Here is a 20,631-nt window from a genome sequence, read left to right on the forward strand (position 1 = left end):
TCTCTGACTCCTCGATTAATGATTATGGGAATGACCTTCGGGCACTACCGTAGACTGTTCGGCAAGACGCACAAACGAGACACCGCCAACCACTACCTTATCCCCTTCATGAAGACCGGACAGAATCTCAGCATCGGTGCCATTCAAGGCACCCACCTCCACGTGGCGTTTCTCATATTCATTACCGCCTGTCTTCACGTATACAAACTTCTCGCCAAGCTGTTCGGACAATGCAGCCACCGGCACTGAAATCACTCCGGAACGCGACACCCCACGCAGATACACCTCTGCAGCACTCCCTGCCACGACAGGCGCACTATTGTCAAAAGTAAAATAAACGGGTATATATCCGGGCATCTCCGTAGATGAGGATGCCGATGACGAAAGCAGTTTACCGCCATATTCCGACAGATCGACACTCTCGCCGTTGCCACCATGAGGAGTGATTACCACTCCGCTCAACATCGGCAGAAGCGATGCATCACGCACGGGCAACAAAGCACGCAGCGTAAGGCGTCCGGATCCGGAAATGAGTGCCACCGGATCGCCGGTATTTACAAACGCACCCTCTCCCGCCACTATTCCGGTAAGCACTCCGGCACGTGGTGCGGTCACTACGCCTGTGGCAGCCTGCGGGCTATATGATGCCTTCGCCAATTCGTATGCCGCCAACGCATCGTTATATTCCTTTTTAGTTATGAGTCCATCCTTAAGCAACGGGGTGAGACGATCAAGTTCACGCTTGGCATTATCCAACGCCGCCTTCCCGGAGGCATTGGCATCACCTCCGCTCACGCCCGATGCCTTTATGCGGGCAATCGTCTGCCCCGCCTTCACAGTGCAACCCTGTGTTATGCCAGGAGCGAGAGTCACCATTCCCGACGTGGGGGCACTCGCTGTCGCCACGTCTGATGCCGACGGCAATATTTCGGCTGCCGACCTTACAGCATCCCGAAACTCTCCCGACACAATATCCACAACTGTCACGCCGTAATGCTCGGCATCCTCCGGCTCCATGTGTATTGCGCCGGCATCAGCATGCGTTCCCTTCTTATCCTCCGACTCATGTCCGGATTTAGAGTGCATCTCAGCTTCATTCTCATGGTCATGTCCGTCATGTGAGTCATGTGAGCCACAAGACGACAGAACGGTGGGCATCGCGAGAATCACACCGCAACACACTGCACCATAAATAAATTTTCTCAGGCGAATCTCCCTGTCAAGCATATCTCTTACGTTTTTTGAGTACAATTTTCCACAAAGATAATACTCCGTGCCCACATTATAAATTATATAGCAATCATTTCGACATTACGGTAAATCATTTGCAACTCAATTGCAAATATCATATATTTTATGGGTATAAAACTAACCTATGACCTATAAACCATAACCTATGAGAGAGTCTAATTGGGCAGAGATTTTTTTGAAGTCTTGATTCAGGTCAAGGGTTTTGAACATCAGGATATTGCCATCATTAGTGACGATTTTCTCGTTGGGAAGAGTCTCCTCCTGAGTCTGCGCATAGAGTAACATTCCGTCCACGTTTCCTTCATGGCAAATATCTTCATTCATCACGTATGTGTGAATCTGATAGAGATTGGCAGAATGATATGTAGACCTGTCGAAGTGCGTCGCAAGCGTCCGGGAGTAATACTTCGTGTCGATGATAAGGGTTCTCTCGCCAATATGCAGCAGTATGTCAGATTGCATTATCGGCAGATGCGTGGTGTCGGATAGCTCCATGTTGATGTTCCATCCTATCTGTTTCGCCTCCGCCTTCAGAGAGGGATGATGCCTGCGGTAATAGTTGAGCACAAAATTCTGAAAGAGCAGATTCATGTGCTCGTCGGAAAATGTACGCATACTGTATTTCCCCTCCTCCGTAGTCAGCAACTGTCTGTCAAGTATGAAATAGCAGATACTGTGTAGCATACGGTAAGTCTTGCTGTTACGGTCATAACGCAATACGTTCCAGCGAATCCTGTCGGCAGTTATCTCGTCAACATTCTCAAACGGGAGCATTATCTTCCGTAGCAACGACTTACGCTTACTCTTCACTCCGGATTGCTTCAGCAACACACCCACCGCAGTCTTCAGAATCTGATTAAACAGATTGTTTTCAGTAAGCACATCATACTCACATTGTAGCTTCCGGCGGCAGGCAGCAAAATTACGCATCGTGCCGTTGATGTCAAGTTTTCCGCGCAACGTGGTGAGAGAATCCTGATGCCCGACATAACTCTTATGTAACCCCTGTTTCAACTGACAAGAGATGCCCCTCGCAAGAATTTCCGCAAACAGGTCGTAGATCTCCTCAAAGTCCTCGCCGGCTACCTGCTCATAGTTATTCGCCCTAAGCTGTCGGAAAGCGTAGGTGAGCATATAGTAGACGTTTTTTATCAGAATACCCTTATCAATAGTCACGACAACAGATCTTTAAGTATCCTTATCTCTCCGGCAGCTTTCTTAGGGTCATCAAACCAATATTCCGCCAGCATCGGCTGAATATCATACTCAATGACATTGCGCAGCGTCATCTCATCAAAATCATCCTTAGGGAAACAGAAATAACTGTGACCTATACAGAAGCCCTTCCCAAGAGAATCATCACTCTCAATGATGCCGTTCAACTCCTTAATACGGGCTATCACCCTATTCAGCCGTTCGTTACCGAAACTGTCAAGCATCTCTCTGAATCCCGTGCTTTCAAAACCGGGGACTATCTCAAAGAAGCTAAAACGACGGCGTAGCGCATAGTCAATCATCGCAAGACTACGGTCTGCCGTGTTCATCATGCCGATGATGTAAAGATTCTTTGGCACAGAAAACTCCTCATCGCGATATGCCAATTTGAGTTTGTATCCACGATAATCTTTCTCTATCAGCATAAGCAACTCTCCGAATATCTTACTGAGATTTCCACGGTTGATCTCATCAATTATGAAGAAATACATCCTGTCGGGATCAGGGTCCAGCTCTGCCCTCTTACAAAATTTGTAGAAACGCCCCTCCTCTATCCTGAAGCTGCCGTCCTCCTGCGGTTTGAATCCCATGATGAAATCCTCGTATGAATAATTCTGATGGAATTGCACCATCTCAATCCGGCTATCATCCTTCTCCCCCATGATGGAATATGCAAGCCTACGTGCAGAATACGTCTTACCCACACCGGGAGCACCTTGCAGAATGACATTCTGCTTAGTCCGAAGCAAAGATTCCAAACGGTCGTAGTGTGCCTCCGTCATAAAAACTTCCTGCAAAAAATCCTCCTTCAAATACAACTCCTTGCTATCCTTCTGCTTCAACTCCGGATTTTTGGCACGTATCATTTCAAGCAACGAATCAGCCTCATCATCCGAGAGACCACAAAATGTGACTCCCATAGGGCTTTTGATAAATCTGACTTCAGATAATGCTTCATTATCTTTCATTTCTTGCCATGTGACCGGCTCGAAAAGAGTTTCAATCTTCTCAAATTCTATTTCCTTACCATCACTTGATTTAGAGACTCGCGCAAGGGCAACAATACGTTTTGACGGATTGGAATCATAACATACCACAATATCCCCCTCTTTTGCGGCTTCCATATCCGTAAATACATTACGTTTCCTATTGTTGTCATTATATAAAGTCCACATTTGCTTAGCACCAACCGGCTTATCAGCAAAAGTATAGGTCTTCGGACTGGCTATCAGCAACCAAACTCTTTTATTATGCCCCATATCTGAAATCTTACTCTCTTCATCAAACAAACCCTCCAGACTTTCCACGTAATCAGGATATTTGGAAATATCAGTAAGAGTCTTCTGCACTAATTGTTGAGGAGAATCCCATTCTCCGATATCTGTCCATCTTACCTTACGCGAGCTTAAATATTCATCCACATCATCATTATATTCATATTCACCTTCAACAATACCTCTACCCACAATTTTATAAAGACCCTTTTTGGCGTAGACCGTATCTCCAGGTTTCATCACTTTTGCAAATTCCCATACCGCAAGACTATCATTGCTAAATCTACCTTTTGGATTATCATAGACCTTGCGCATCTCATCTACAATTTCATCCCTATTTGTAAATCGTGAATAATCGCCAAGATCATCCCAACCAAGCAACATTACCCCATCCCTCAAGCAACGCTCCCATTGGGAAGCCCCTTCACCCGGGGCATATAGCCACTCTTTAGCCGGTTTATCCACTTGTATTTTTTTAAGAGTGGCGATCAGCTCGTCATAATATTCGAAAACGTCTTTATCACCACGCCGTTCTATCAGAAACTTCATAAGTTGTGACATACCGGCTTTCTCTGCATTATCCATACCGAAGTTAATGCACAAGTCACGTAGCCATTCCTGCTTATAGATAGGTATCAGCCATTTGTCGGAATATAGGAATGCAATCTTCCATTTATACATCCCGTTGATCACATCAACACTCTCTATCATATCAAGATCATGATTACGCGCAGCAGTAGCCACGACAGCAATCGCAGTCCTCACTTTCTTAAAAGCCTCCATAGCATCAGATGCACCATATCGGGCATATCGGGTATACCAGGCATATTTGTCATCATATTGGATCTTGGGATTGCTCTTCTCAATATTCTTATATCTGAAAATACCGAATTTAAAGGCATTGCTACCCCATATCGAACCGAGTTCCTCCGTCTTTGATTCCACCCAATTGCAGAACGATTCATTCGGTACAAGGTCAGTATATTCCTGTAAGGTCATTTGCGGCAGCCAATCAATAGGATAACGTTCCAGGAAAGATTCATATAGCTGATGTCGGTCGGTAATCATGATTTTAAATTTGATTTATCGGTCAGTATAAACCGAGGGATTAAAATTCACTAAATAATAGCTTGCAGACCCCCAGTCGTGGATAATTACTTATGAAGTTTAGACAACTTCTATTGCAAAGGTACAAATTTGTTGTGAGATTGCAAATCAAATGAACGTTTCTGACGTAAATTCCGATATAATTTCATGCGTTGAAAAGAGGTTAATAGACTATCGTGCCGAATGTGCATGGTCATATTGCCGATTTTGAATTTATTTTGTAATTTTGCAACTCTAAAACTATCATTCTCATGAGCGAATTAGCCACAAAGTACAACCCCTCCGAGGTTGAAGACAAATGGTATGCATATTGGATGGAACATGGTCTGTTTCATTCCGAACCGGATAACCGCGAACCTTTCTGCATAGTGATACCGCCGCCAAACGTCACGGGCGTGCTTCACATGGGTCACATGCTTAACAATACGATACAGGATATCCTCGTGCGTCGCGCACGTATGCAAGGAAAGAATGCACTATGGGTGCCTGGCACAGACCACGCCGCGATTTCCACAGAAGCAAAGGTGGTGGCAAAACTTGCCGAGCAGGGCATCAAGAAGACCGATCTCTCACGTGAGGAATTTCTTACCCACGCATGGGACTGGACCCACAAATACGGCGGCATAATCCTGAGCCAGCTCCGTAAGCTCGGAGCATCATGCGATTGGGAACGCACCGCGTTCACCATGGACGAGACACGCTCAAAGAGCGTCATGCACGTATTCTGCGACCTCTACAACCGCGGTCTGATATATCGCGGCGTGCGCATGGTCAACTGGGACCCGCAAGCCCTCACTGCCCTTTCCGACGAGGAGGTGATATATAAAGAGGAACAAAGCAAACTCTTCTATCTCCGCTATATGGTGGAGGGGGAGGATAACAAATATATCGTGGTAGCCACCACTCGCCCCGAAACTATTCTCGGCGACTCAGCCGTATGCGTCAACCCTAACGACGAACGCTACACATGGCTGAAAGGTAAGAAAGTGATCGTGCCGCTCGTAGGTCGCGCTGTGCCCATCATCATGGACGAATATGTAGAGATGGATTTTGGTACCGGCTGTCTTAAAGTAACACCCGCCCATGACGTCAACGACTATATGCTCGGCGACAAATACGGTCTGGAGACTATCGACATCTTCAACGACAACGGAACAATCTCCGAGGCTGGAGGTATGTACGTCGGCATGGACCGCTTTGACGTGCGCAAGCAGATAATGGTTGACCTGGAGAAGGCAGGTCTTGTAGAGAAGGTAGAGGATTACGTCAACAAGGTGGGTCACTCCGAGCGCACAGATGCAGTGATTGAGCCGAAACTCTCGATGCAGTGGTTTGTGAAGATGCAGGATCTCGCAGTGCCTGCACTTGAGGCTGTGGAGACTGACTACATCAAGTTTGTGCCCGCAAAATATAAGAACACCTACCGCTACTGGATGACCAACATAAAGGACTGGTGCATCTCACGTCAGCTATGGTGGGGACATCAGATTCCGGCATGGTATCTCCCCGGCGGAGGTTACGTAGTGGCGGAGAACGAGGAGGAGGCACTTCTCAAGGCTATCGAGAAGAGCGGTAATCCGGAGCTTACACTCGCCGACCTGACACGCGATCCGGACTGCCTTGACACTTGGTTCTCTTCATGGCTATGGCCCATATCACTCTTCAACGGTATTCTTGATCCCGACAATGAGGAGTTCAAATACTACTACCCCACCACTGACCTTGTGACCGGTCCGGATATCATCTTCTTCTGGGTAGCCCGTATGATCATCGCCGGATATGCTTTCTGCGGCGACAAACCCTTCAGCAACGTCTACTTCACCGGCATAGTGCGCGACAAGATCGGGCGCAAGATGTCGAAGTCGCTCGGCAACTCGCCGGATCCGCTCGAACTGATCGATAAGTTTGGTGCCGACGGCGTGCGTATGGGTATCATGCTTGCGGCTCCTGCCGGACACGACATAATGTATGATGACTCACTCTGCGAACAGGGACGCAACTTCTGCAACAAGATCTGGAATGCATTCCGTCTTGTGAAGGGTTGGGAGGTAGACTCACAGAAACCACAACCGGAAGCCGCCAAGAGAGGCATTGAATGGTTTGAGGCAGAGATGAACCGCACTCTCATCGAGGTGGAAGACCTCATGGGCAAGTTCCGTATCTCGGAGGCACTCATGGCTATCTACAAACTCTTCTGGGATGAGTTCTCCTCATGGTATCTGGAGGTGATAAAGCCGGCTTACGGCTCTCCGATCGATGGTGAGACCTTTGAAAAGACACTCGGTTTCTTCGATACCCTTCTCCGTCTTCTCCACCCCTTCATGCCGTTTATCACGGAGGAACTTTGGCAGCATCTCCGCGACCGCAAGGATGGAGAGAGCATCATGACGGCACAACTTCCGACAGCCGACGGTTTCAATCAGGAGATCATCGACCGTTTCGATCATCTGAAAGAGGTGATTGCAGGCATCAGAACTGTGCGTAAACAGAAACAGATACCGCAACGCGACAGCCTCGAACTGCTTGTAAAAGGACAGCACGACAGTTATCTCGACTCTATCTTGGAGAAGATGGGTAACCTTTCTGACATTCGTAATGTGAATGAGAAACCTGCTGCGGCAGCATCCTTCATCGCAGCATCTACGGAATATTGCATCCCCGTCAGTGCCAACATCAACGTTGAGGAGGAGCTGAAGAAATTGAATGCCGACCTGGAATACCACCAGAAGTTCCTCGCATCAGTGCGCAAGAAACTCTCGAATGAGAAATTCGTGGCAAATGCACCGGAGAAGGTCGTAGCCCTCGAAAAGAAGAAAGAGAGCGATGCCCTTGAAAAAATCGCCGCAGTAGAGGCAGCAATCGCCGCACTCTCACAGCAGGCATAACCATACCATCTTTTGGAGTAATACTCCATCTCAAAAAATTCCTGCCGCTGCGGTCATCTGTTTAGTTGTTTTGAGAACTTCAGTTCAATTATTTTTCATTTTAAAATTGTTTAGAACTTCCAAAACAACCAATCAGACGACCACAGCGGCAATTATTTCAACAAGACCAAACTGACTAATTAAACAATAGGAAGGCGTAACAATTATGCGCAACCAATCCCTACAAACTGCCCAAATACCACCACATCACTACCCTACCACCGATACAGTTACCGATACAGTTACCGATACAGTTAAAGCTTTGTTAGAGGTTATGGGAGATCGAATAATGTCTCGCAGTGAAATAATGCAGGAGTTGGGATTAAAGCATAAAACTCACTTCTTGGAGTCATACCTGAATCCGGCTATACAATTAGGACTTATCGAACCGACCAAGAAACCCAATCACCCACGTCAGAAATATCGTCAAAAGAAATCTAAAATATAACATGACTTATGGACTACTCAAGAAGATACTAATAACTCAAATTTGAAATAAGAATATTCTTCACAACATACAATCAGGCGGTCAACAATGTCCACCTGATATATTCAATATATTCTTTTTTCTTTTGACCTGCCATTCGTGTCGCTCGGAAAACTTGATAAACTTTTATGAACTGGAGTCCTAGAGATTTAACATATCAAAATACATCGTTCTTGTCGTATCGTTTTCTTGCTCAGATAACATTTCTATAAAACCATTTTTCAAATAAAATGGAATAGCTGAAATATAAGCATCTACCGTAAGAAAACGAAATGCTGAATATTGTGATTTTTCATTCACAGATTGCTTAATAGCATCCATTATTACAGAACCTAAACCTTGTGATGCAAAATCTTTACAAACTGCAAATCTACCAATTTTAATAGCTGGATAATTACTTCTATGTTTGCTATGTGCAAATAGCTTTTTTAATTTGCGCCAAGCTGATTTGCTGACATCTGTACGAGAAACCTTATCGTTCAGCAAACTAAAATAAGCAGCTACTCTATCATTAATAATTACGATATAAGTGGTTGCAATACGTTTCTCTTGAAAAGGAATCGCATCATCTGTCAGAAATTCATTCAAGTCCACATCACCACAATCAAATGATGTCAGATTGTGATTATCTGTTAGTTTTTCAATACGTATCATGGCACGAAAACAAACTTACCCCATTTCTCTTCTGCGGACTTTATTCTTTTTTCAAGAGCAGCACGATTGGCTTGACGCTCTTCCTTAGAAAGGGTCTCAACCTTTTTCATATTTTCAGCAAATCGCTCAGCGTCTTTGCCATATAATGTCGGTGTTTCTGCTATTGGTCTTGCCATGGCTGGATTTTATTTAAATTAAACATTTATATTCAATATATTCTTTTTTCTCTTAGCCTGCCATTCGTGTCGCTCGGTTATCGACATCTTTTCGCATGCATAGCTGAGCATTATCGAGGGCATCGCTTCTACATTACTCTCAAGGAAATCGCGGAGTTGCATGACATATCCTTTTTTCCATGTCTCTCTGAGCATCCACCCCGCCGCCTTATGTAATAAGTCATGGGGACTTGTAAGCAACATCGCAGCCCGACGGAAACATACATCAGGACGTTTATTACGGATAAGCATCCAACTGCTGACCATAGCTATGCGTTGCTGCCAAAGAGTATGACCCTCCGGCTTAATCCATTCATCCATAAGCCGTAATTCAGGATGACGCACCTCATGATTACCAACAATCTTTATTGCCGACAAATCCACCAGATCCCAATTATTGATATGAGGATGGAGAGATAGATACGTCTCAAAGATTTCCGACATCAACGCTTCATCACCCTTTTTCATAGCACGCAGATATTGCTCCACCATAATGAGAAGGCCGCAGAGCCTTACCTCATGCAAGGGACTGCGGACCAATCTCGTAGCTTCGGAAAGAGGTGTTGACTTCCACGTCTCCTTCACCACCAAGCGAACCTGAGGGTTCTTCAGACCAATAAACTTGTCGCCCTCACCATATTCACCGGGAGAAGTCTTAAAAAAACGCAACAGTTGCTGAGCCTGCCTTTCATCAGCCATCTCAATCAACGCCTCCTCTATATATATCGCCTCACTCATTTCAATACATTATCTGAAATGTTAACGAGGCTATCCGTCGAAATATTATATATATTACGGACGGATCTTGACAAGCATCAGTTTTGAGTCACGAAGGGGCTTTACTGAATGAAGCACACCTTTAGGAAGGAGCATGGCATCTCCGGGTGACATCCGCTGGATGTGGTCATCTACATGGAAGTCTACTTCACCCTCAATCAGGTAGACCATTACGTCATCGGGAGCCGGATGTTCCGACAGATGCGAATCTGAACTGAGTGCAACAAGATTTACAGAACCGTTGTGAGAAGACATTACCGTCCTAAACTCGACTTCACCTTTTATGTAGTTAAGGGCATCGGCGAAATGAAACGGATTTTTGATTTCAAATTTTGTTTCCATAGCGTATAAATTAATTACCCGCAAAGTTTAGACTTATATATTATTAGTTTACAAGACACGTAAATCAAACTTGCGAGACAGGTTTCTATAATGAGCATGAGGCTTTCCCTCACTCCCATAGTTATTAACACCAATCCTCCATTTGGGTTCATCCCAACGCAGAGTTTAATATAAATTCAAATCCCTACCTCCAACTCATAAAGTAAGGAAAATCAGTTATAGCATTGATAAATTTCTGTCTAAATTCCTACACTCCCAATATCTTGTCTCGACAATGTCAATACAATCCATTACCCCTCTTGATAATGTATTACAGAGTTCTCTTAAATCTGAAGAAATACCTGCTAATGCTGTTAAATCCGAATTAAAAGCCATAATTCCATCATCTTCTACAGAGATATCAGTCAGTAATATGTATATAATTTTACAATCATCAAAAACATCTCCATCATGAGTTATTTCCTTACAAATACACATGCTGTCGGATAATTTCAGAGGTAAATCTGAAGAATACTTAGTAGCCTGCTTTCGTATTCTATATTCTGAAGCTTTATTAGAAATCAAGAGTTCCCAACTTTTCAGTTCGATAAAACATAGAAAGTTTCCTGAAGGCGTGACAGCTAAAGCATCTACAGACTTCCGTGATTCAAGTCCTCTTGTCCGATCAGCATTTGTCTTCACCTCATCAAAATCGATCACCGGAGTTTTTGATCCGGCAAGAGTGCACAAGTACTGTTTTTTCTTATGTGGAGAACATGCGCTATGCAGGTCGCAGATTATTATGGACACATAACCTGCGTACTTGAGTACTTTGGAATAGATTTCTGATGGAGTCATTTCATACTATTTCTTACTGCATCAACATTCATAATATCTCGCAAAGGGGCGGCAAGAAGTGAGAATACACGATTTAAATCGTTAGTAACCTCTCTGACATTTGAAAGCATTTCATCATCCGATTCCTCAGCCAAATAATATTTCACATCCTTCTCTATCCCCTTAGCAGAAGCAAAATATCTCAAAGCCTGTACAAAATACGGACTATGTGAACTTACTACAATTGGAATACCATTTGCAACAAGCTCGATAATAATCCTGCAAAAGACAATTTGCCATTCTGGATGCAAGTGAATTTCCGGCTCATCCCAAATCAGCATTTTAAATGTAGATATGCTGTCTGTTTCTATCAGACGCTGCAACACTCCAAATGATTTAATACCCGAAGCCACACTGATGGGAGGGACAACGTGTCCTTTTTGTGTAAAAGAAAGTTGCTTGGTTTTATTATTAAGTATAAATTCACCCCCTATTACAGATTTAATTTCCTCCAGTTGCTTACTGCAACTTACCCCAAAAATCCCTTGACCAAACAGACTTGGGATTTCTTCTGAACCACTTATGATTTTATCTGCCATATCTGCCAAATGATATGGTATGTTATCTTTTTTCAGATAAGATGGCATACCTCTTAAAGAGGCTGTAGGTATCTGACTTGATAATCGTAGAGTATTAAGGATATGAAGATATAAAGGAGATTCAATATAAGTAATATCCTCTAAGGATGACGTACCCGAAAGACGCACTTCATCCACCTTACCTTGATTAATCCTTATTTCAATATCACTACCATCCGCATCTGTGGTATCATCATGGAATAATATTTCCGAATTTTCCGAACCGTATGAATTTAAAGGTTCCATAAATTCACTTCTGGCGATAGCTTGAAATTCTTCACCTACCGCAACTTCGGGATTGTCAAGTTTCAGCACTGATTGCTCAATACGGAGAAGGCGTGTACGCATCATAGCAATCATCCGGGAGGAGAAACCGATTTTTTCAGCCTCGGTTTCTAAAATCTTTCGCAAATCCTCCGCGAATGTTATTCCTTCAATTAGATTAAAGCTCAAAGTCGGAATATCGTCCAGTATATGCACGGGATCAGTTTGATGAAACATCTTTTTTAGAGTCCCCAATTCTGATTTTAATAAGGAAATTGTTTTCATCTTATCTATCTGGCGTGCATTATTAGCCGCCTTAAGAATAGAGAAAAGAATCTTACCTACCGTACTTTTGCCGGAGTCGTTCTCTCCAGTAAGCACAGTAAGACCTCCAATTTCAATATCGGCATTCTTTATTTTAAGGACATTACGCAATTTGAGCCGCATACTCTACCATAATAAATTGTTATAATTTACAAATTTAATATTTTTTGTTGAAAACAGAAAAATAAAAATTCCCTTTATCATTTCCATCTTTCTTACGCCACTATTGACAATTATCAAGATACAGCATTTGGTAATGTAACTGATTCATCTGATTCTGTTGTTTCACTAGTTTCACCTGTTTCACTTGTTTCATCTGTTTCATCTGTTTCACTTGTATCGGGAGCGAAACAACCGATACAAGCGATACAAGCGAAACAGGCGAAACGTTTTTGGGGTTGGAGGCAGATTAGTTTCAAAATAACAAGGTGAGAAGTCTCTCTATATCTAACTTTGCAATAAATGTTAGAAGTTAGAAGTCTTCATCACCGTAAGAAGGAATGAAGAGAGCCGTCGTACACTCTAAATTTCATTTATCGCTTCTTCCGATATATCAAAGTATTAAATCAAATTAGATAATTTTAAGAATCAGCTGCCAAATTATGGCAGTTGACAATAGTAATTTCGCACTTGAAAATTAATTACTCCTCTGTGCTTTCTATTTAAGAAAATATATCAGATGATATAAATTTACATTTTAACTTAAATAAGTGTCTAATAGAGTTAATAACATACAATCTCCACCGCAAAGCGGTGACTTTTTTGTTAACCCCGTATGGGAGCGAAGCGGACATGCGGGGTACGAAATAGCTCACATGGAATGCACCCTGAATGGGGTGCCTCTCAGGGTTAACAAAAGAGACATCCCAATAGTATCTTTTAATCAGCACTGCTAATTAATTAATTTCATATTAAACAACATTCGTAATATTATTAAATTTATGGAAATGACAGAGCATATCTTTATATTCCAAGAATTTATAATATTACAAATATCAATAGCTTTATAACAAATTTTAAAAATACATGAACGAGTTCAATAATCTTGTCAATGCCATCAAAGGCATTATGGAAGCTAGCACTACCTTTGATATTTATGCCGCACGAAAAATTGTGCAACTTATCAATAAGTTTCAAAATACCAGATATGGTGGTATTGTTTCAATTGAAGTATTGGAAAAGGAATATGCCAACTTTTCTGACTTTCTAAAATTTTGGCATAATAATTATGAACAAATTATTGGATGTGAAATCAATGATTCTGTTTGCGAAAAAGTGGCAGTGGCACTTCATGATATTTATTCGTTGACTGGCGGAAATGCGTTTAAAAAAGATTGGAATAGAAATGGTCTTTCAAATGAAGACATTTGTAGAATCAAGCTGTTTACCGCAAATCAAGATTTTAGAGATTCTTTGGACTTTAAGGAGATTTCGGATAAATTCATAGATGATCCATCCTCTTTTGATGAAAGGATTATTGCCGATGACCCTGAACAGTTTGTCATGACCCTTGGAATAAGTCAACGTTCTCTGACAGATAAACGCAACCAGTATGCAAAAGGGATTGCTTCCTTTGTAATGGAACATGGATGTTCACCCATAGAATTGATAAAGTGTTTTGATAATGATGTTTCTAAATTAAGAGATGCGTTGATTGAGTGCAATATCGGATATGGAAAGAAAACAGCAGACATGTTTATCCGGGATATGGTTATGCTTGGAGTTTGGAAAGATATCTTTGGCTTTGAAAAAATAGATGTTGCAAGCAATGTCAACACAATAAAGATTGCCTTGCGTACTGGCATTTTAACTACTGCAATACCATTAGAATCAGATTTTTTTGATATTTTCTGCAATCAATATGAATATTTTGATAATCTGAACACTAAAGCATGGCGTAAAGTTTGGGAAAAATGGAGAGCACTTTTTCCTAAAGAAACTTTAGAGAGTCCTTGCCTAATAGATTATTTTACACATGAAGTCATCGGACAACAGTTTTGTGTAGATAATTTAGCAATATTCCAATGTAATGATTTCGGACATGTGTTCAGATGGCATAGTATAATGAATCGAACTTGTCAAATATGTTATAAAGAAGGAAGGTTGAATGTAAAGACACATGTGATTGCAAAAATCCGTCCTTGTGCCGATCCTGAGGGAGAGATAGCAATTCTTGAGTCTAAATTTGTAAAAGATCTTCCTAAGGAGAAAAAACTGAAGAATTGTCCTTTTTATAATATCTGTAGTGAACATTATACTCTTTGATCTCTAATCTTGATATATCAAATAACTGAAGTTTCGCAAGCTGCACTTCAGTGGTCGTACAATTTGTACCGTTTATAGTTTATAATTTAAGATTTAAGATTCACGGAAATCCACGAATCTTTTCATTATACAAAATTTAAGATTATAAACCATAAACTTTAAACCTTAAATTAGATGACTTTTAAAATAAAATGATATGAAGAAGATTTTTCTTGTGACTGTGCTGATTGAAATATCAGATGAGAGTCCTATTGATGGGCACCGTGCGTTTACTGACTATTCTAAGGCTAAGCAAGCCATGTCGGAGGAGATTGAAAATGCTCAAAAGTATTTCGAAGGCTGGGATGGAGAGGTGCTGGTTGACGTTGAGAACTGTCAAGAGTGGCGTAATGAAGATGGATACGGCTATACCATTGGCATTGAAGAGCTGAATATTCAAGATTGAAAGTATAAGTCATAACCTTATTAGTATAATCTTGATTTTTGTTGTATAATGTAACCGTTTCAGAGTGATTCATCTGTTTCGCTTGTTTCGGTGTTTCACTTGTATCGGGGGCGAAACAACCGATACAAGCGAAACAAGTGAAACAGGCGATACGCATGAATCACTATTATTCTATGATTTTCATCTATAGCTTTCTATCTTACTAATTTGCAATTCTACATCATTAGTAGCACAAAATGAGAGTCTGTAATAAATTTGACATATATTTACAGCACGCTCAGGCATAGCTGGACCTACTATAATTTTTGACAGAGAAAATGGGAATTTTTCATTTTCATTTTGCTCTGTAAAAATATTTTTTGAAATAAATGGAGTTAATATTCCATTAGAATCATTAATAAACCATCCTATAGGTTTTCTTGAATTTTCCAAGTATCTATATTCTTCTTCAGTTTCATAATCCTTATGTTTAATAAAATGCTTATATCTAATCAGTTGTTCAAATTTAAAATTAAGGTCTTTTTTTAAACGCTTCAACACTTTTTTTATATTTACCAATGTTTTATCATTCTCATCAACATATTTAATTTTATAAACCTTACCCTTATTAGGCGTAAATTTAAAACCGATGCTCACTCCTCTAGCATTATCTCCATAAAATCGCCACATATCCAAATTATCTTCTTTGGCTGTAAAAGATATTATGAATTTCCTACTTGCAGATATACAAACATCTAATTCCGGAATATCATTAGAACCTTTAACATTATGTAAATAAGGTTTCATAAAATCTGTTTCTGTCTTATCATTCATTGAAACGATTGAATTCATTAAGACACTTTTATTGTCAAGGATTTTTTGTAATGTTTCAAATGACGTGTATTTATACAATACAAAATCAGGTTCTACTCTTTCTGGCAATATTTCCTTCAAAAGACTACGCTCTATTTCCTTTTTTAGAAAATAACATTCATCACACATATCAAATAGAATATCTTCTTCTGATATATTTGCTTTAAAAACCTTATTAATTTGTTTAGCTATCTCAACTTTCTTTTCTTGATCTCCAGATAATAGCACATTATCTAGGTTATTATTGTCATTTAGACGATTTGTCTTATTTTGAAAATATTCATCTAAACAATCAATTTCCAATTTAAATTTATCAGCTTCACAAATATCATCTGAAAAGATAGTTGAATTACCTAATTTTAATGTTAATCTAATGAATGGTTTCTCATTTACATAAAATTCCTTGCGTACTATAAATAAATCCTTTTTACTATCATCATCATTGATAGCATAATCAAGACCATTCTCCTTCAATTTATTCTCTATTTTTTTAGCATATTCCTGAAAACATCTTATTTCTACTTGTAATGATTCTGCAATAGAGCCCAAATTGCCATTAATTATTGAAGTTTTAACAAAATTCCTATTTAGCAAAGTCTCATGAGTAAGTAAAATACGCTGCTGAAGAATTCTACAATACAATGTATTCGGTGCTAGTGGAAAATAATAATCAAATTTATTTACAACAATAGAATCTTTATCATTCACTCTAGTACCTTCAATACAAAGGGCATTATTTCCAAATAATAACTTATCAAAAGGATTAATTTTAAACTCATCCACCAATTCACTCATACCTAATTTTCTCAAATCTGCACCAGTAGGCAAATTTGATGATTCATCAATAAATCGTGTTAAATCTTCTAACTTAGGATAAGGAAGTAATTTTATCTCTTTTATTTCAACATCTGTAAAATCTTCATTAACTTGCAGCCCATACAAAACATCTGGCATGTTTAATAAAAATTTTGATTCTTTTTTCATCACCATATTATTTTAAATATTAATCTACAATAAGATTATTATTGTCATCAAACTTTCCTGCATTAGAGAGAATAGACAATCCAATCTTCTCAACTACTCCTGTTACTAATGCATTACCCATCAAGAATGCTCTACGCATATCACTACTTCCTTCTGTATGATTGTCTGGGAACATATTTAAACGTTCCAATTCAATCGGTGTCAATCTTCGATATTTTCCTGATGGAGTCTTTACCACATGTTTAAATCTTGACGGAGCCTTACCACCTTCGCCTGTAATTATTGTCCGTGAAGCCTTATCTAAAGCATCAGGGAAAGCCATACCTCCTTCAGAATATTTATATTGAAAACCTGCCGCATTAGTTCGCATAAAACTTTTGCTACCTTTTAGGTATTCCCATTTTTCAACCTCTTCTTCTGGGATAAAGAACTCTTCGGGAACTTCATCTTCAGACAGCAATATTTCCCCCAAAGTTAAAAACGGTCCATTATATAAAGGTGAAACCTTTATAGTGTTGACTTTTCTGTTTGACATAAAGCCTGCGTTTTCAAATTCACATTTCTCCCCATTTTTATTAAAATTGGCAGATACTTCGTCAAGGGTTCCTTTTATCTCAAAAGATTTCATTGCAGTTACAGCTTCGGATGAAAATGCTCTCGCAAATATTCCATTCTGACAAATCCAATCCTCTTCTTTGCCAGACTTTCTAATCGCATAATTTCCTCGCTTATACCCAACAATATATGTACGCCTACGCCTTTGCGGCATACCATATTCCGCAGCATTTATGACTCTCCACTCCACATCATAACCAAGATCATTCAACGAAGCAAGAATAATTGCAAAATCTCGTCCTCTCTGAGATGCAGGAGATTTCAACAATCTATCAACATTTTCAAAAAACAGATAAGTAGGTCTATGTTCAGATTCTTCAATTATACGATATATCTGCCACCATAAAACACCTTTTTTCCCCTCAATACCACCAGACCGATTCAATGTGGTTGCAACAGAATAGTCTTGGCAAGGGAAACCCCCAACAAGCATATCACACTCAGGTATGGATGATGTTGGCACTGTATTAATATCCTGATTACTATGACCTTCCAAGCCAAACCTTTCAGAATAAATAATTGATGCGTCTTGTCTTTTTGTTGAAGGTTCCCATTGATTACTCCAAACTGTCTTGAAACAAGCTGATGCTCTTTCCAAGCCAATTCTAAAGCCACCAACACCAGCAAACAACTCAACTACACGTATATCACTTTCAGTTACATCTGAAACAATGTCTTCAAACAAACTGCCCATGCTTTCTCTTGAAACACGGCAATAATCTGCAATCGGTTCACAAATGTTTTGATTATTTTGACTACTATATGTCTGATATTCTTTTGTATTCATTTTAATCTTGCGTTTTAAAGAGTTTATTCCAATCATCGCCATACGCATTCATCAATTCCTTACGAAGATAACGATTATCAAACCAATAGGCCTTCTTTGGCACTGCCATATTGGAAACAGGACTATAAGTCACATCTGCAGAATTCCTTGCTTTTGGACGCACATGGAAAAATTTATGGTCTTTTAAAGTCCAAAATGTATTAGCATGCTTTCCATCTTTTGAATTTAAAAGGGTATCAGCTAAAACATTCTTCCGTATATTATTCCAATATTCTTCCGCAATGCCGTAGTCTGAAGGAGGCATTGTCCAGAAAAACATTTTATCAAGTATATATTTTGATTCATTGTCTGACTCTTCGTCATCAACCTCTCGGAATACAATAAACATATAACGAGTTGTTATTATCTCATACCATCTTGAATCAATCCAATTATCGGTTTCAAATATTTCTTGATAATTAATTCGTTCAAATGACATGTGTTCCTTTACAGATCCATTCTTCTGAAGTCGGATAGTCTTTATCTTAATACCTGATTTTTTTATTTCATCAGCATCATTTTCATTTTTAAGACCTTTCAAAAGTATTTGCTTAACAATATTAGCATATTTACTTTTATCTTCTGATTTTATATTTACTCCCAATTCAGAAGATATCTGTTTATAATCCTTTCCTATAAATGGTTCAAATCGCTTTCTCAGAATATCTTCAAATGAATTATTCATCAACTCCTGTTTAGTAACAAGCTCTATACCCGGCATCTCTTCTTCAGTAATATTTGAAGATACATTCTTCCCTGATTTTTTTACATAATCAAGTACTGTCCTCATATACGAAGCCTTCAATGAGAATGCTCTGGCTTTTGCACGAATTTCACTATTGGGTTGGCGTCTAAGTGAATCTCCTTTTTGTCCTTTTCTACATGCACCCAAATACATAGTATCACCTTCAGAAAGTTCATGTGCCAAACCCCTACGAACCTTATCTTGAATAATCCTAAAATCTTCTTTTATTATTAAAAAATCCTTATCTTTTATCAACCAAAGGATACTATATATAAATTGTAAATCTTTTTTAGGGCAACCACTTACATGCAAATAAAACATTATCAGCATTAACATTGATTTTTTAAAGAACCTTGAATTTTCAAAATCCTCTTCAACCAATGCGCAATAATCTATCATATCGCAAACAAGACGCTCTTTTATTGCAAGTTCATTTTTATGATTTTTCTTAAGTGCCGATACTTTTAATTCAACACCAGCCTCTATAAAATCAGGACGGGGATCACTATTTGGCTCATATCCAAAATAATATTTTTCTACCATCTGAGCCAATCCTCCTTTTCCCGCTTTATTTAATTCATCAATATCTATTGAATTATCTATAATAGGGAGAATCTGAGCTAATGAATTGCCCAACAAATCCCTACTATATGCAAGAATTGACAAAGGTGATGAAGAATCATAATCTCTCATAAACGATAACCTATTTTTAGTGCACAATAATGCACATTTACGCACATTAATACACAAAATTACTAATAAATTCTCGGATTCTTTTAATATTCTCACAATGATTTATTCAAAGAATTTTATTTCTCTGTTTATAAGTTCTAAAAAACATTCATTGTTGAATTATATAGCGTTTCACCTTATGATTCCTCCTGTGTATAGTCGGGATCGGGTTCTGCCGCTATGGGGAGGTCGGAGGGAGAGTCGGGATAGGATGTATGCGGATGGGTGGTGGTGGCTTGTGGAGGAGTAGCGGTGGGGACGGCTGACGTTTGTGGGGAGATTATGTTGCGGTAGAGGGTTTCAAGGGTGGCTTCGCGTTTTGCTTTTGTCTTGATGTCACATTCCCATACTCGTAGCACCCGCCAACCGGCAAGTTCAAGGTCTACGTTGTTGGCAAAATCCCTTGCCATGTTCATCGCTATCTTATGACGCCAGAAATATTCGTTTGTCTTAGGCAACTTGTAGTAGCGACATCCCTCATGTCCATGCCAGAAACAACCATCGATGAAAACCACTGTCTTATATTTCTTTAGCACTATGTCGGGAGTACCGGGCAACTTACGGTTGTTGACACGGTAACGCAGACCCTTGGCAAAGAGGTAACGCCTCACCATCATCTCCGGTTTGGTATCCTTGCCACGGATCGCCGACATACATCGGTGTCTCTGTTCCGGTGTCATTCTATCTGCCATATCAAATCAAGCTTTTGAAGTTGTCTGAACCTCTTTACAAAAATAACAAATATCCTTGAAAATGGTATGATAATTCTTAAGACGGGGTATAAAAATCAAGCGGTGCCGGATTCTTTCGCAGATGCCGGCACCGAAATAATTCATGATGTAAGGTTGTTGATATCTTTTGACGGGAGAATCCCGTTCG

The 20,631-nt window shown here is 40.0% G+C and carries 17 protein-coding genes; 4 read left to right on the top strand and 13 right to left on the bottom strand.

Features of this window, described 5'->3' with window-relative positions:
- Positions 1 to 15 precede the first annotated feature (15 nt).
- From E5331_RS07420 to E5331_RS07430, 3 genes are all read right to left on the bottom strand, one after another.
- Positions 16 to 1,227 carry an efflux RND transporter periplasmic adaptor subunit gene (locus tag E5331_RS07420; RefSeq protein WP_135984758.1) on the bottom strand — a complete coding sequence of 404 codons (1,212 nt, stop codon included), beginning with the start codon at positions 1,225 to 1,227 and terminating at the stop codon, positions 16 to 18.
- A gap of 153 nt (positions 1,228 to 1,380) precedes the next feature.
- Entirely contained in the window at positions 1,381 to 2,427 is a 1,047-nt protein-coding gene (locus tag E5331_RS07425; RefSeq protein WP_123483018.1) for a 5-methylcytosine restriction system specificity protein McrC, read from the bottom strand.
- Complete coding sequence (locus tag E5331_RS07430; protein ID WP_275441129.1) at positions 2,424 to 4,808, bottom strand: AAA family ATPase; 2,385 nt, start codon at positions 4,806 to 4,808, stop codon at positions 2,424 to 2,426. Before E5331_RS07430 ends, E5331_RS07425 begins: the two co-directional genes overlap by 4 nt.
- Positions 4,809 to 5,098: 290 nt before the next feature.
- Here E5331_RS07430 and E5331_RS07435 point away from each other — a divergent pair, with 290 nt between their 5' ends.
- The gene (locus E5331_RS07435; protein WP_136013235.1) at positions 5,099 to 7,732 is read left to right on the top strand and encodes a valine--tRNA ligase; all 2,634 of its coding nucleotides are present in this window, start codon (positions 5,099 to 5,101) and stop codon (positions 7,730 to 7,732) included.
- A 205-nt stretch (positions 7,733 to 7,937) separates the two neighbouring features.
- On the top strand, positions 7,938 to 8,219 hold the full coding sequence (locus tag E5331_RS20965) for a Fic family protein (RefSeq protein WP_420813761.1): 282 nt from the start codon (positions 7,938 to 7,940) through the stop codon (positions 8,217 to 8,219).
- 180 nt (positions 8,220 to 8,399) lie between these two features.
- On the opposite strand, the gene E5331_RS07440 is transcribed toward E5331_RS20965, so the two are convergent.
- The 6 genes from E5331_RS07440 to E5331_RS07465 all read right to left on the bottom strand — a co-directional run bounded on the left by E5331_RS07440 (position 8,400) and on the right by E5331_RS07465 (position 12,411).
- Entirely contained in the window at positions 8,400 to 8,912 is a 513-nt protein-coding gene (locus E5331_RS07440; protein ID WP_123483011.1) for a GNAT family N-acetyltransferase, read from the bottom strand.
- On the bottom strand, positions 8,909 to 9,088 hold the full coding sequence (locus E5331_RS07445) for a hypothetical protein (RefSeq protein ID WP_123483010.1): 180 nt from the start codon (positions 9,086 to 9,088) through the stop codon (positions 8,909 to 8,911). The genes E5331_RS07440 and E5331_RS07445 overlap by 4 nt, the downstream gene beginning before the upstream one ends.
- An 18-nt stretch (positions 9,089 to 9,106) precedes the next feature.
- Entirely contained in the window at positions 9,107 to 9,865 is a 759-nt protein-coding gene (locus E5331_RS07450; RefSeq protein ID WP_135984762.1) for a DNA alkylation repair protein, read from the bottom strand.
- Between the two features lie 54 nt (positions 9,866 to 9,919).
- A complete protein-coding gene (locus E5331_RS07455; RefSeq protein ID WP_123483006.1) occupies positions 9,920 to 10,246 on the bottom strand; it encodes a cupin domain-containing protein in 327 nt (108 codons plus the stop codon).
- Positions 10,247 to 10,462: 216 nt separating this feature from the next.
- Complete coding sequence (locus E5331_RS07460; protein WP_135984764.1) at positions 10,463 to 11,083, bottom strand: hypothetical protein; 621 nt, start codon at positions 11,081 to 11,083, stop codon at positions 10,463 to 10,465.
- Positions 11,080 to 12,411 carry an AAA family ATPase gene (locus E5331_RS07465; RefSeq protein ID WP_135984766.1) on the bottom strand — a complete coding sequence of 444 codons (1,332 nt, stop codon included), beginning with the start codon at positions 12,409 to 12,411 and terminating at the stop codon, positions 11,080 to 11,082. Before E5331_RS07465 ends, E5331_RS07460 begins: the two co-directional genes overlap by 4 nt.
- Before the next feature lie 903 nt (positions 12,412 to 13,314).
- On the opposite strand from E5331_RS07465, the gene E5331_RS07470 reads away from it, so the two are divergent.
- Both E5331_RS07470 and E5331_RS07475 read left to right on the top strand, forming a co-directional pair.
- Entirely contained in the window at positions 13,315 to 14,553 is a 1,239-nt protein-coding gene (locus E5331_RS07470; RefSeq protein WP_123483001.1) for a hypothetical protein, read from the top strand.
- 196 nt (positions 14,554 to 14,749) lie between these two features.
- Positions 14,750 to 14,998 carry a hypothetical protein gene (locus E5331_RS07475; protein WP_123482999.1) on the top strand — a complete coding sequence of 83 codons (249 nt, stop codon included), beginning with the start codon at positions 14,750 to 14,752 and terminating at the stop codon, positions 14,996 to 14,998.
- A gap of 180 nt (positions 14,999 to 15,178) precedes the next feature.
- On the opposite strand, the gene E5331_RS07480 is transcribed toward E5331_RS07475, so the two are convergent.
- The 4 genes from E5331_RS07480 to E5331_RS07495 form a co-directional block, all read right to left on the bottom strand.
- The gene (locus E5331_RS07480; protein ID WP_168355173.1) at positions 15,179 to 16,834 is read right to left on the bottom strand and encodes a DUF2971 domain-containing protein; all 1,656 of its coding nucleotides are present in this window, start codon (positions 16,832 to 16,834) and stop codon (positions 15,179 to 15,181) included.
- Positions 16,835 to 16,853: 19 nt separating this feature from the next.
- Complete coding sequence (dcm, locus tag E5331_RS07485; protein ID WP_275441130.1) at positions 16,854 to 18,236, bottom strand: DNA (cytosine-5-)-methyltransferase; 1,383 nt, start codon at positions 18,234 to 18,236, stop codon at positions 16,854 to 16,856.
- Between the two features lies 1 nt (position 18,237).
- Positions 18,238 to 19,713: a Sau3AI family type II restriction endonuclease gene (locus tag E5331_RS07490; protein ID WP_123482995.1), complete on the bottom strand. Its 1,476-nt coding sequence runs from the start codon at positions 19,711 to 19,713 to the stop codon at positions 18,238 to 18,240.
- 176 nt (positions 19,714 to 19,889) lie between these two features.
- Positions 19,890 to 20,444: a very short patch repair endonuclease gene (locus E5331_RS07495; protein ID WP_123482993.1), complete on the bottom strand. Its 555-nt coding sequence runs from the start codon at positions 20,442 to 20,444 to the stop codon at positions 19,890 to 19,892.
- Between the last annotated feature and the right edge of the window lie 187 nt (positions 20,445 to 20,631).

It is taken from the genome of Lepagella muris (genome assembly GCF_004793975.1).
In the GTDB taxonomy this organism is placed as follows: Bacteria; Bacteroidota; Bacteroidia; order Bacteroidales; family Muribaculaceae; genus Lepagella; species Lepagella muris.

Bases quoted from the DNA above. Each gene is read 5' to 3' on its own strand.
- E5331_RS07455 (WP_123483006.1), bottom strand. From the start codon at position 10,246: ATGGAAACAAAATTTGAAATCAAAAATCCGTTTCATTTCGCCGATGCC.
- E5331_RS07445 (WP_123483010.1), bottom strand. From the start codon at position 9,088: ATGGCAAGACCAATAGCAGAAACACCGACATTATATGGCAAAGACGCT.
- E5331_RS07450 (WP_135984762.1), bottom strand. From the start codon at position 9,865: ATGAGTGAGGCGATATATATAGAGGAGGCGTTGATTGAGATGGCTGAT.
- E5331_RS07490 (WP_123482995.1), bottom strand. From the start codon at position 19,713: ATGAGAGATTATGATTCTTCATCACCTTTGTCAATTCTTGCATATAGT.
- E5331_RS07430 (WP_275441129.1), bottom strand. From the start codon at position 4,808: ATGATTACCGACCGACATCAGCTATATGAATCTTTCCTGGAACGTTAT.
- E5331_RS07440 (WP_123483011.1), bottom strand. From the start codon at position 8,912: ATGATACGTATTGAAAAACTAACAGATAATCACAATCTGACATCATTT.
- E5331_RS07465 (WP_135984766.1), bottom strand. From the start codon at position 12,411: ATGCGGCTCAAATTGCGTAATGTCCTTAAAATAAAGAATGCCGATATT.
- E5331_RS20965 (WP_420813761.1), top strand. From the start codon at position 7,938: ATGCGCAACCAATCCCTACAAACTGCCCAAATACCACCACATCACTAC.
- E5331_RS07480 (WP_168355173.1), bottom strand. From the start codon at position 16,834: ATGAAAAAAGAATCAAAATTTTTATTAAACATGCCAGATGTTTTGTAT.
- E5331_RS07420 (WP_135984758.1), bottom strand. From the start codon at position 1,227: ATGCTTGACAGGGAGATTCGCCTGAGAAAATTTATTTATGGTGCAGTG.
- E5331_RS07470 (WP_123483001.1), top strand. From the start codon at position 13,315: ATGAACGAGTTCAATAATCTTGTCAATGCCATCAAAGGCATTATGGAA.
- E5331_RS07460 (WP_135984764.1), bottom strand. From the start codon at position 11,083: ATGACTCCATCAGAAATCTATTCCAAAGTACTCAAGTACGCAGGTTAT.
- E5331_RS07435 (WP_136013235.1), top strand. From the start codon at position 5,099: ATGAGCGAATTAGCCACAAAGTACAACCCCTCCGAGGTTGAAGACAAA.
- E5331_RS07495 (WP_123482993.1), bottom strand. From the start codon at position 20,444: ATGGCAGATAGAATGACACCGGAACAGAGACACCGATGTATGTCGGCG.
- dcm (WP_275441130.1), bottom strand. From the start codon at position 18,236: ATGAATACAAAAGAATATCAGACATATAGTAGTCAAAATAATCAAAAC.
- E5331_RS07475 (WP_123482999.1), top strand. From the start codon at position 14,750: ATGAAGAAGATTTTTCTTGTGACTGTGCTGATTGAAATATCAGATGAG.